9 protein-coding genes are annotated in these 12094 nt (G+C 74.4%); 4 read left to right on the top strand and 5 right to left on the bottom strand.

What is annotated here, in order from left to right:
* Window positions 1–591 precede the first annotated feature (591 nt).
* Complete coding sequence (locus ACIRS1_RS15425; protein ID WP_402839674.1) at window positions 592–1203, top strand: TIGR03086 family metal-binding protein; 612 nt, start codon at window positions 592–594, stop codon at window positions 1201–1203.
* Between the two features lie 109 nt (window positions 1204–1312).
* On the opposite strand, the gene ACIRS1_RS15420 is transcribed toward ACIRS1_RS15425, so the two are convergent.
* The gene (locus ACIRS1_RS15420; protein ID WP_402839671.1) at window positions 1313–2977 is read right to left on the bottom strand and encodes a histidine decarboxylase; all 1665 of its coding nucleotides are present in this window, start codon (window positions 2975–2977) and stop codon (window positions 1313–1315) included.
* A gap of 182 nt (window positions 2978–3159) precedes the next feature.
* Here ACIRS1_RS15420 and ACIRS1_RS15415 point away from each other — a divergent pair, with 182 nt between their 5' ends.
* A complete protein-coding gene (locus tag ACIRS1_RS15415) occupies window positions 3160–3651 on the top strand; it encodes an Lrp/AsnC family transcriptional regulator (RefSeq protein ID WP_360223335.1) in 492 nt (163 codons plus the stop codon).
* 57 nt (window positions 3652–3708) lie between these two features.
* Here the strand turns inward: ACIRS1_RS15415 and ACIRS1_RS15410 are convergent, their stop codons facing one another.
* From ACIRS1_RS15410 to ACIRS1_RS15395, 4 genes are all read right to left on the bottom strand, one after another.
* A complete protein-coding gene (locus tag ACIRS1_RS15410; protein ID WP_402839668.1) occupies window positions 3709–5385 on the bottom strand; it encodes a CocE/NonD family hydrolase in 1677 nt (558 codons plus the stop codon).
* Between the two features lie 213 nt (window positions 5386–5598).
* A complete protein-coding gene (locus ACIRS1_RS15405; protein WP_402839665.1) occupies window positions 5599–6441 on the bottom strand; it encodes a hypothetical protein in 843 nt (280 codons plus the stop codon).
* A 296-nt stretch (window positions 6442–6737) separates the two neighbouring features.
* Window positions 6738–7790, bottom strand: coding sequence for an oxygenase MpaB family protein (locus tag ACIRS1_RS15400; RefSeq protein WP_402839662.1), 1053 nt, complete (start codon window positions 7788–7790; stop codon window positions 6738–6740).
* Between the two features lie 166 nt (window positions 7791–7956).
* The gene (locus ACIRS1_RS15395; RefSeq protein WP_402839659.1) at window positions 7957–8487 is read right to left on the bottom strand and encodes an EF-hand domain-containing protein; all 531 of its coding nucleotides are present in this window, start codon (window positions 8485–8487) and stop codon (window positions 7957–7959) included.
* Window positions 8488–8870: 383 nt separating this feature from the next.
* On the opposite strand from ACIRS1_RS15395, the gene ACIRS1_RS15390 reads away from it, so the two are divergent.
* Both ACIRS1_RS15390 and pntB read left to right on the top strand, forming a co-directional pair.
* A complete protein-coding gene (locus ACIRS1_RS15390) occupies window positions 8871–10511 on the top strand; it encodes a Re/Si-specific NAD(P)(+) transhydrogenase subunit alpha (protein WP_402839657.1) in 1641 nt (546 codons plus the stop codon).
* A complete protein-coding gene (gene pntB, locus ACIRS1_RS15385) occupies window positions 10508–11971 on the top strand; it encodes a Re/Si-specific NAD(P)(+) transhydrogenase subunit beta (RefSeq protein WP_402839654.1) in 1464 nt (487 codons plus the stop codon). Before ACIRS1_RS15390 ends, pntB begins: the two co-directional genes overlap by 4 nt.
* Window positions 11972–12094 lie beyond the last annotated feature (123 nt).

The following is a 12094-nucleotide window of genomic DNA, read 5'->3' as shown; positions in this document are numbered from 1 at the left end:
GAAACCTGAGGCCGGGGATGTCAACATATCTGGCGTTGACTTTTGGCACGCTGTTGAGTTCTCAAGGAACGGACACTTCCTTCGGTCTGCCTTCCGGCAGGCCCTCCGGGCGCTTCGTTCTTTCGTGTTCCCAGCTTATCAGATGTTTTCCGCTCCGTTTTCCGGGGGCTTCGTCATCCAACTCGCCGGCGCCTTACGGGGTTTGACGCCCCGTCCGACGTTTCAAACTCTAGCCGATTCCCGCTCCGAAAAGCGAATCCGGCCGCAATCCGATAAAACGAGCACGCCGAATACGCACCGAGCCGCGACAAAGCGCGACCCAGCCCGAGCCGGGAAGTGGTGTTTCGAAGGATTGGCCGCCCCGGGACCGTCCGCGCCGATGCGTGTCCGGTGCTCCCTGTCGAGCGACTTGGTAACACTACTCCTCCCCGGCGCCCAGGACAAATGGCGGTTCGGGGGCAGCCGGGCACTCTGGGTGACCATGTGATCGAGTGCGGGCGTCGTCGAACGAACCGGGGCCCGCAGGCCTGGCGAGTCACGCCCGGTAGTTGTTTACTGGGAGTGATCAGGGCAGGAAAAGGAGGCCCGGCGATGGAATGTCCACACCCATCCGGGTTCCACGCCGAGGTCCGCTCGCAGTACGCCGCGGCGGGGGCCGAGGTGGCCAGGCTGGTACGAGCGGTTCCCGACGATCGATGGACGGCGCCCACTCCCTGCCAGGCCTGGGACGTACGCGGGCTCGTCAACCACCTCGCCGCGCAGCACCTGTGGGTCTGCCAGGCCGTGGCCGGTTACACCCCCGAGGAGATCGGCCACCGCTTCGAGGGCGACGTGCTCGGGCTCAACCCGGCCGGTGTGTGGGAGATGGCGGTGAGCAGCGCGATACGTGCGCTGTACCGGCCGGGCGCCCCGGACCTGCTGGTGCACCTGCCGTACGGGGTGCGCGACGCCGGCGGGTACGCCCGGGAGCTGACCGCGGAGACCGTCGTACACGCCTGGGACCTGGCGCGGGCGCTGGGTGAGAGCGGGCGGATGCCGCGCGGCGCCGCCCCGTACGCGCTGGCGGAGTTCCAGGGCTACCGCAACCTGGCCGGCACCGGGATGTTCGATCCTCCGCGGGTCGCCCCGCCGGGGGCGGACGCCCAGGAGGAGCTGCTGGCCCTCACCGGCCGCGATCCCCACTGGTCCGCCGAACGCATCTGAGCGGGGGCTGCGGCCGACGGCCCGTGAGCCGCCGGGCCCCGCGCCCCGACCCACCCGCGCCCCCGGCCGCCCGGACGCCCGGCGGAACCGGGCCCGGGCCCCCGAGCCGTCAGACCTGACGGGTGGGCAGCCCCAGGATGGCCGGGTCCTCGGCGAGTTCGGCCAGCAGGGCGTCGAGCTTCGCCCGGTCGACCGACGGCATCACGAAGACGTGCACGTAGCTGCGGCGGGTGGACTCGTCACCCGGGACCATCAGCACGTCCTGGGAGGACAGCGACCACTTCGCGACCAGCTCCGCACTGGGCTTGCGGAACCGCACCGTGACGGCGCCCGGGGTGCGGGCCGGCCAGAGCTCGACGCCGAGCTCGGACTCCATGGCGACCAGGCGGCGCTCCAGGTAGTCGGCGAGCTCCTGGGCGCGGCGGATCCGGTCGACCTGGTCCTGGTAGGAGTGCCGGGACAGGTGGTCCCAGAGGACCAGCGGGGAGAAGCCGTTGCGGGAGCCGGCGAAGGTGGTGTCCGGCGCGCCGATGTAGTCGGGCTGGGACGGGGGCGAGATCTGGTACTTCACCTTCGTCATGTAGATGCCGCACGGCCAGGGCGCGCCCGGCCACTTGTGGCCGCTCATGGCTATCGAGGAGACCATGTCCACCTCGCCGTGCCCGGCAGTCGGCAGCCGGAGGCCGAAGTCGAACTGCGGCAGCCGCGTCTCGGGGGTCCAGCCGTACGCCGGGTCCTCCGCGGCCATCCGCATGAAGGGCGCGTAGCCGGCGCCGAGGGCGCCGTCGACGTGGATCCAGAAGCCCCGGCGGAGGTCGACGAGCGGCTCGCCGGTGCGCGGGTCGGTGCCGTAGACCACCTCGCGGCGGACCAGGCCGTGCCGCTCGAAGATCGGCAGCAGGCGCTCGCAGACCGCCTTGACGTCGTCGTGGGCGCCCTTGAAGGTGCTGCCGAGGTTGAGGTTGACGAAGACCGGGTGGCCCTTGGCGGCGAAGAACTCGACGAGCACCGCGAGGGCGTCGACGTCGATCTCGCCGGGGCCGTCCCAGGAGCCGCCCGAGGGGCCGGGGGCGGAGGGCACCTCGGTGGGCCACTCGCGGCGGCCGGTGGCAGGGTCGACCAGCGGGCACTCGTCCGCGTACTTCTCCAGGCCGACGGCGTGGAAGGTCTCGACGCCGAGCACCCGGACGGCCTTGGCGAAGGAGTAGTGGGTGTCCTCGGAGTAGAACGCGACCGGGCGGTGGGCGTTGGGGTTGTGCCGGTCCGGCGCGGCCTGCACGTAGCGCAGCGCGTCGAACGGTGCGGTCGGCGGCTGGATCAGGGCCTTGCCGCTGAGGTAGTCGCGGGCGTTCCAGAGGGCGTACATGTTGCCCTCGGTGGAGCCCATGGAGAGCATGTAGCCCCAGTAGGACTCGGGGTCGGCCGGGTCGTGGGGCCGCTCGGCGTTCCACAGGGCCGCGTAGTAGTCGAGGACCGCGCGCTCCAGGACCTTGGTGTTCGGCTTGTAGCCGCCGCTCTGGAACGGGTCCCCGAGGTTGTTGATGTTGTTCGGCATGAACCGGGCCAGGTCCAGGGCGCAGCCCTGCATGTCCTGGGTGGCCTGGTAGCCGACCAGGTGCTCGCGCTTGCGCGACAGGTACTCGTCGACCGTGTCGAGGGCTCGCAGGCGCTGGTCGTCGTCCAGACCGCCGGTGGGGAGCACGAACGCGCGTCCGTCCAGCTCCGGGCCCGGGTCGACGGCGGGCGCGGCGGCGAAGGTGGCGGTCGGGCTCATGGGTAGGGCACTCCAGGATCGCTGGCCGGCCGGTCCACGGCGCGGGGAACGGCGGAGGGGCGTTCGCCGCTCGCGGCCAGGATGGAACTTTCCGGCCCGGTGCGGAAGATCCCCCGAAGAAGATTCGGTGGACGGCCGTCGTGGTTTGCGGATCGGCGGAATCGCCTGGGATCCTGGGCGCCATGCCGAATAATCCGCAGGGCCGCAGGGGCCCGGTCGACGACGTGGACCGGGCGATCATCCGCACGCTCGCCGACAACGCCCGGATGCCGAACAACGCCCTCGCCGAGGCGGTGGGCATCGCCCCGTCCACCTGTCTGGCCAGGGTCCGCACCCTCCAGGAGCGCGGCATCATCCGCGGGTTCCGGGCCGACGTCGACCCCGCGGCGATCGGGCTGCCCCTGCAGGCGATGATCTCGGTGCGGCTGCGGGCCCACACCCGCGAGCAGAACGAGAGCTTCCGCAGCACCGCGCCCGACCTGCCCGGGGTGCTGGCGGTGTTCCACATGGCCGGCTCCGACGACTACCTGCTGCACGTCGGCGTCGCCGGCCCGGAGTCCCTGCGCGACTTCGTCGTGGACAACCTGACCACCCACCCGGCCGTCGCCCAGACCAGGACCAACCTGATCTTCGAACAGATAGCGGGGCGCCGCTACCTCGCCCCGGAGCACTGACCGGCCGCGCCGCCGGGCCGTCCCGTCCGGAGGCGCGGCCGGGGACCGTTCCCGCGGTCAGCGCAGCGGGAGCACCAGTGCGGACGGGTCGGCGGCCGTGGACCCGAAGGTCACCGTGCCGCCCGGCGGGGTGTCGCCCCCGTACAGGGCGTCCCGGGTGCCCAGCACCACGGCGAGCCGGTGGCCCGCCGGCAGGTCGTAGGCCGTCGGGAAGAGCGTGACGTCCAGGGGGAACGGCTGCCCGGGCACCCGGCCGGACCAGCTCTGCGGCGCGTGCGAGATCAGCCGGCCGACGCCGAGCGCGCCCACGTCGTAGAGGTAGGCGACGACCGTCCCCCGCGGGCTGGAGGCGGTGACGGTGGTGTGCACCCGGGCTGCGCCGCGCACCTGCAGGCCCTGCGGGTAGGGCGGGGACTGCCGGACGACGGCGGCGGAGCGGTCGAGCAGCGGGAGGAGCACCGTCGGCGGCTGGTGCACCCGCTGGTCGAGCAGCCCGGACAGCAGGGCGACGCCGCCGCCGGCGCCGGACGCGGTGTCGCCGAGCACGGTCGTCCGCCACTCGGGGGCGTCGGCCGGGCCGCCGGGGGTGTCGGCGCCGAGGGAGTCTGCGCCGAGCGGGAGCCGGTCGGTGCGAGAGCTGACGGACCGCCAGTCGGGGTGGGTCTCGTGCGCGCCGGCGGGCCGGACCTCCAGCTCGACCCGGCCGGACCGGTCGGGGGCGGCCGGTGCGCCCATGACGTACTGGTCGAGCCAGGCACGGGCGCTGTCCCAGGTGGCGTTGTCCAGTCCGAGCAGACCGGTGAACTCCTGGCTCGCGTGGTCCCCGGGGCGCAGTTCGAGTCGCTTGGGCCCGGTCAGCCCCTGGTAGAAGTCGGTGATCTGGCCGGGGTTGAAGAAGCTGTCGCCCCAGGCGTTGGCCAGCAGGACGGCGGTGCCGTTCGCGTTGATCCGGTCCAGGTAGCGGGCCGGGGACCGGGTGTCCGCCCAGCGGACCACGTCGGGGAGGTCCCGGTCGGCGAAGAGGTCGTCCAGGACCCGGGTGAACCCGGGGCCCGGCCGGCCGGTCGGGGCCTGGATCCCGGCGAGCACGGCGGCGGCCTGGAGGTGGCGGGTCCGCCCGCTGTACAGCGAGTCGGTCAGGTCGGCCCAGCCGCTCAGCGAGGCGACGGCCTTGATCCGCGGGTCGAAGGCGGCGCCGAGCAGGGTGAGGCCGCCGCCGAGCGAGAGCCCGACCATGCCGACCCGCTCACGGTCGGCCGGGGTGTGCGCGAGCGCCCAGTCGATCACCGTGGAGACGTCGGCGACGTCCTCGGGCCCGGCGACGTCGACCTGGCCGCCGGAGCCCCAGAAGCCCCGCACCGTGTAGGTGACGACGACGTACCCCCGGGCGGCGAGCGCCCGGCCCTGCGCGACGTACTCCAGGTCGTGCTGCCCCCAGCTGGCCGGCTGCACCACCAGCGGGTGGCGGCCCCGGGCGTCGGTGCCCGCGCCGCCGGGGGCCGGGGTGAACACGTCCGCCTTGAGGACGACGCCGTCCCGCGCCGGGATGTCGGCGAGCCGGAAGGAGTCGACGCCCGACACGGCCGGGGACGGGGCCCCGGACGCGGCCGGGGTGGCGGCCGGCGGAGCGGCCGCACCGGCGGGCCCGGCGACGGCGGCCCCTCCGAGGGCGAGCGCCGCCGTGAGGACGGCGCTCACGGTCCGGCGTGCGCGGCCTGGGTGGGATCGTTCCATCGCTGCTCCGTCTGTGCTTGTCCGAACCACTGGGCTGCCGGGAGCCTAGCGATCTGACGATTGCTCAGAGGAGTTGTCGATCAGCCAAATTACTGGCCGGTAACAGCGGTCGGGCGAGGCGACGCCGTCGTCGTCCGGGCGACACGGTCGCCGGCCGGGGCACGCCGGGGCGGACGGCACCGGGGCGGACGGCACCGGGCCGATCGACCGGTGTCAGGCCAGCGACTTGGCCTGCCAGTACCGGAACTGCTCCAGCGGGTCGCCGTCGAGCGCCCACGGCCAGTCGGTCACCGTGTCGCCGAGCAACTGGAACGCGCCCGTGCACTCGCGCCCCCGGCCGGCCTGCACCAGGGCGAACGCGAGCAGGTTCAGGTCGGCCTGGGCGGCCGCGTGCTGCAGGTACCCGGGCCGGGTCCAGGTCGCCAGGGCGCCGTCGAGCACCCGGGCGGCGCGCACCCCGGTCCACTGCCGGCGGGCGAGCAGCGCCTCCACGCCGCCCTTGGCGGTGGTGCGGGTGTGCTCGTCGACGACCGCGGTGAGCTCCACGCCGACGGCCGGCGCGTTCGCCGGCACCGCGGCCCGGACGGACTCCACGAAGTCCATCTGGCTGCTGCGCGACCCGCACTCCTCCGGCGAGAGGTACCGCAGCATCTCCAGGTGCGCCTCGCGGTTCCAGCTGTCGCGGGTGGTCACCTCGTGCCAGACGGCGAACAGCTCGCGCGAGTCGGCGCGCATCAGGCGCAGGATGCCGAGCAGCACGACCCACGGGGTCGGGTCGTCCGGCGCGAGGTCGGAGGCGCGGTAGCAGTTCTCGGCGGCGGCCCTGGCGTCCTCCATCCGGCCCGCATGCCGGCCGCGGACCAGCTCGACCCACGCCTCGAAGACCAGCGGGTCGGCGCCGGCCGGGCGCCGCAGTCGCCAGGTCCGGGCCAGCGCGGACGGCGCGGCGACCTCGGCCAGCACGACCATGCGGTGCGTCCGGCGGTCCCAGTCCTTACCGGTCTCCTGGAGGAGCCGCTCGACCTGGTCGACCTGAATGGCGTCCTGGCCGGGCATGCCGGACGATTTCAGCTGCCGCCGCACGCGGCCCAGTTTGACGTCGTCGAGTTCCGGACGCAGACGCGGACCGGAAGCGCGAAATCTTCGAAGGATCGACACGCGCCGCAGCCTAGGCCCCGTCCGGAATTCCGGACACCCCCCGGATCCAATCGTTATTTCCGCGATTCCGGTGACGCCGCGCTTGCGTACGGCGACCATCCCGGCGGAATGATCATCCGGGCGCAGAATTCCCCACCGGGCATTTCCGGAATTGACCGTGCGTCAGGAAATCGGAATTCCGGCGGCCCGGCGGCTCAGCCCACCGCGGACCCGCCCGCGGCCGGCCGGTCCGCGGGCGGCACGACGGCGGGTGCGGCTGGCGCGGCGGGGGCGGCGGGTGCGGCGGCGGGTGCGGCCGCCGGTGGTACGGCGCCGCGGGGGGCGCCCTCCGGCCGCGCGGTGGCGCGCGCGTGCGCGGCGGCCCGGATCTGCGAGGGCCCGCAGGCCCAGACCATCACCCGCCCGCCGGTCCGCGCCAGCGGACGGTCCCACCCGGAGCGGACCAACCGGGGCCGCCGCACGCCGAGTTCGTCCCTCGCCCAGCCGGGCAGCAACCCGATCGAGGCGTTCGTCAGCAGCCGGACGGCGGCGCGCTCGCGGCGGCTGCGGCCGAACCCGCGCAGCAGCCGGAGCACCTCCAGGGCGGCCGGGGTGACCGTCAACTCCGGCCGGATCCGGGCCAGGTAGGCCGTCGCCTCGGCCCGGGAGCGGGGTATCGCGGTGGCGCCCAGCCGCTCGGCCACCAGGGACGCCTCGGCGAGGTAGCCGTCGCACTCGGCCGCGGACAACGCGGTGGCGGCGAAGGCCTGGTGCCCGGCCAGGAAGCAGAGCACCTCGGCGGTGTGCACCCAGGTCAGCAGCTCCGGATCGTCGGCGCGGTAGGCGCGGCCGTCCGCCGCCGTCCCGCGGATCCGCGGGTGGATCCGCCGCACCGCCGCGATCGCCGCCTCGGCCGCCGCCGTCGAGCCCAGCGTGGTGGTGGTGACGAAGCGGGCCGTCCGGTGGAGCCGCCCGGTCGGATCGACCCGGAAGTCGGAGTGCGCGTCGACAGCGGCCATCGCCAGCGGGTGCAGGGACTGCAGCAGCAGCGCGGCGAACCCGCCCACCAGCATCCCGGCCGGGTGCCCGTGCACCCGCCACACGACGCTCGCCGGCCCGAAGAGGCCCTGGTCCCCGGTCGGCCGGTCGTACCGTTCCAGGTGCAGGTCCTGCCCGTGCACCGTCGCGTTGATCTCCGCCAGCAGCCGCGCGCGCAGTGCGGCCAGCGGCGCCCACCCGCCCGCGGTCCCGATGATCGTCCCCACCACGCCAACCCCTCCGTCGCCGAGGCCCACCACCCTACGGCGGCCGGGCGGGCGGTCGGGCGGGCGCCGTAGGGGCGGCGCGGCGGCGGAGCCCGTCCGCGCGACGGGCCGTCCGGGCCGCCGGACGCGGCTCCGCGCACGACGCCGGGGCCGTACCCCGGCCGGCCGGTCAGCGGACGGGCAGCTGCGGCGCCCCCGGGCGGGCGCCGCCGTAGGCGTCGGCCATCGGGGAGGCGCCGGTGGTGAGGAAGTCGTGGATCGCCGCCAGGTAGGAGGCCCGGTCCACGGCGCCGTCGCCGTCCTCGTCGAGGGCGTCGAAGGCCGCGGCGGCACCGTCCTCGGTGTTGCCGGTCGCCGCCCTCAGCCGGGTGAACTCCTGCCGGGTCAGCCGGCCGTCGCCGTCGGCGTCGGCGAGGTCGAACAGGGAGCCGAGCGCGGGGCGGCAGGACCGCTCGAACGCCTCGTGGCCCGCCCAGGAGCGGTACTCCTCGAAGGTGACGCGCCCGTCGGCGTCGGCGTCCATCTGCCGGAACACCTCCCGGTGGGCCTCCCGGGCCGCGGCGACCAGGGGGTGCTGCGGGTCCCGTCCGGTGGCCGCGGCCGCGCGGTCGACCCGCGCGAGGTACTCGCCGTGGGAGATCACCCCGTCGCCGTCCGAGTCCAGCATCCCGAAGATGTACTGCTTCGCCGAGTCCGACACGTCGTCGCCTTCCGGTTCAAAGGGGGCCCTGGGCAGGGACGTTACCGGCGGCGGGCAGCCTGCGCGGCGCCGACACGACGGCCGGTCCGGTCGGTGGTCCGAAGTCGGCCGGACCGCCTCGGCGGGCCCCCGGCGGGGCGGGCGGCCGTCCTTTCCGGGGGCGTGCTCCGGCGGCACCGCGCCCCCCCTGATGGAGCAACCCGGCCTGCGGTGCGGAGGCGCACGAGGCAGGTGCGGACGGGGCCGTGAGGCTCGTCACTGCTTCGACGCCTCGGCGCGCGGGCTGGGTAGGTGTACGTTCCAGCGACCGACGGGCGGGGTTTCCGCCCCGATCGCAGACGCCCCGTCAGCGTTGCCCTCCGATGAAGGAGAGACACCGGACAATGGCTGCACAGGTCCCGCACCACCACCCACCCCAGCGCATCGGCGTGGTCGCCGAGTCGACCCACGGGGAGACCCGCGTCGCGGCGACCCCCGCGACGGTGCGCACCCTGCTCGGACTCGGTTACCGGGTCGTCGTCGAATCGGGGGCCGGCAGCGCCTCCGGCTTCACCGACGCGGCCTACCGCGAAGCCGGCGCGGGCATCGGCGACGCCTGGGCGGCGGAGGTGGTGCTGAAGGTCAACGCCCCCTCCTCCGACGAGATCGGCCGGCTGGCCGAGGACGCCGTCCTCGTCGGCCTGATCGCACCGGCGCAGAGCCCGGAGCTGCTCAAGGCGCTGTCCGCGCGCCGGGTGACGGCGCTCGCGCTGGACGCCGTCCCCCGGATCTCCCGGGCGCAGTCGATGGACGTGCTCAGCTCGATGGCGAACATCGCCGGGTACCGGGCGGTGATCGAGGCGGCCCACGTGTTCGGGCGGTTCTTCACCGGCCAGGTCACCGCCGCGGGCAAGGTGCCACCGGCGAAGGTCCTGGTGGCGGGCGCCGGCGTGGCCGGACTCGCCGCCATCGGGGCCGCGTCCAGCCTGGGCGCGATCGTCCGCGCGACCGATCCGCGGCCCGAAGTCGCGGACCAGGTCAGGTCGCTGGGCGGCGAGTACCTCGCCGTGGACGTCGCCCAGGAGGCGAGCACCGACGGCTACGCCAAGGCGACCTCCGCCGACTACGACCGCGCCGCCGCCGCGCTCTACCACGAGCAGGCCGGGGACGTGGACATCGTCATCACGACCGCGCTGATCCCGGGCCGCCCCGCCCCGCGGCTGATCACCGCGGCGGACGTCGCGGCGATGCGGCCGGGCAGCGTCATCGTCGACATGGCCGCCGCGCAGGGCGGCAACGTCGAGGGCACCGTGGCGGGCCGCACGATCGTCACCGACAACGGCGTCACCATCATCGGCTACACCGACCTGGCCGCCCGACTGCCCGCCCAGGCCTCGCAGTTGTTCGGCACCAACCTGGTGAACCTGCTCAAGCTGCTGACCCCGGGGAAGGACGGGCTGCTGGTCCTCGACCTCGACGACGCCGTCCAGCGGGCCGTGACGGTGGTCCGGGCGGGCGAGATCACCTGGCCACCGCCGCCGGTGGCCGTGTCGGCCGCCCCCGCCGCCGCACCGGCCGCCGCGACCGCACCCGCCACGCCGCAGGCCGGGCGGCCCCGGCTCACCCCGGCCGTGCGGTTCGGCCTGATCGGCCTGGGCATGCTGGCGGCCTTCCTCGCGACCGCCGCCGCACCGGCCCGGCTGGCCGAGAACCTCACGGTGTTCGCGCTGGCGGTGGTCATCGGGTACTACGTGATCGGCAAGGTCCACCACGCCCTGCACACCCCACTGATGTCGGTGACGAACGCGATCTCGGGGATCGTGGTGATCGGCGCCCTGTGGCAGATCGGGCACGAGAACCGGGTCGTGACCGCACTGTCGTTCGTGGCGGTGCTGCTGACCAGTGTCAACGTGTTCGGCGGCTTCGCCGTCACCCGCCGCATGCTGTCGATGTTCTCCGCCTCCCCCGGGCCGGCCTCCCCCGCCCAGGCCTCCCCCGGGCCGGCCGGCGCCCGGTCCACCTCACCCGAAAGGCGAGCCCGATGACCGCCACGACGGCCTCGCACGCCGCGGACCTCGTCGCCGCCCTGCTGTTCATCCTCAGCCTGGCCGGACTGTCCCAGCACCGGACCTCCCGCGCCGGCGTCGTCTACGGCATCGCCGGCATGGCCCTCGCCCTGGTCGCGACCGTGGTGGTGGCGGCCCGGAGCATCAGCGCCGGCGCCATCGCGCTGATCGTCCTCGCGATGGCGCTCGGCGGCGCGGCGGGCCTGTGGCGGGCGCGCCGGGTCGAGATGACGCAGATGCCCGAACTCATCGCCGTGCTGCACAGCTTCGTCGGGCTCGCCGCCGTCCTGGTCGGCTGGAACGGCTACCTGGAGGTCGAGGCGCACGGGTCGGCCCAGACCCGGGTCCCCGGCGAGCTGCTGGGCATCCACCACGCCGAGGTCTTCATCGGTGTCTTCATCGGCGCGGTCACCTTCACCGGCTCGCTGGTGGCCTTCCTGAAGCTGTCCGCCCGGATCGCCTCGCGACCGCTGACGCTGCCCGGAAAGAACCTCCTCAACCTGGGCGCGCTGGCCGCCTTCGCCGGGCTGACGGTCTGGTTCACCGTCAGCCCGGACCTCGGCCCGATGATCGCGGTCACCGTGCTCGCGCTCGCCCTGGGCTGGCACCTGGTCGCCTCGATCGGCGGCGGCGACATGCCGGTCGTCGTCTCGATGCTCAACAGCTACTCGGGCTGGGCCGCGGCCGCCGCCGGGTTCCTGCTCGACAACAACCTGCTCATCGTCACCGGGGCGCTGGTCGGGTCCTCCGGCGCCTACCTGTCGTACATCATGTGCCGGGCGATGAACCGCTCGTTCCTCTCGGTCATCGCCGGCGGGTTCGGCATCGAGGCCCCGACGGGCGGCGCCGAGGAGGACGGGGAGCACCGCGAGATCACCGCGGACGAGACCGCCGAACAGCTCGCCCGAGCCGGCTCCGTGATCATCACCCCCGGCTACGGGATGGCCGTGGCCCAGGCCCAGCACCCGGTCGCCGAGCTGACCCGCCGGCTGCGCGAGCGCGGCGTCGAGGTCCGGTTCGGCGTGCACCCCGTGGCCGGGCGCCTTCCCGGCCACATGAACGTCCTGCTGGCCGAGGCGAAGGTGCCGTACGACGTCGTCCTGGAGATGGACGAGATCAACGACGACTTCGCCGCGACCTCGGTCGTCCTGGTCATCGGCGCCAACGACACCGTCAACCCCGCCGCCATGGACGACCCGGCCAGCCCGATCGCCGGCATGCCGGTGCTGCGGGTGTGGGAGGCGGAGCAGGTGGTCGTGTTCAAGCGCTCGATGGCCTCCGGCTACGCGGGCGTGCAGAACCCGCTGTTCTTCCGCGAGAACAGCAGCATGCTGTTCGGGGACGCCAAGCAGAGCGTCGAGGCGATCCTGCGGGCGCTCGACGAGCGCGCCCCGCAGGCCCCGGCGGCCCCGCTGCGCCAGCCGACGGCGGCCGGGTAGCCCGCGGCGGCGAGCAGGCGTGGGGGGGGGGGGGGGGGCCGCCGCCCCCCCCCCCCCCCCCCCCCCCCCCCCCCCCCCCCCCCCCCCGCCCCCCCCGGGGGGGGGGCCGCCCCCCCGCCCCGG

Source organism: Kitasatospora sp. NPDC101176 (assembly GCF_044768035.1).
Taxonomy (GTDB): Bacteria; Actinomycetota; Actinomycetes; order Streptomycetales; family Streptomycetaceae; genus Kitasatospora.
This window is presented reverse-complemented; position numbering and strand designations above follow the sequence as displayed.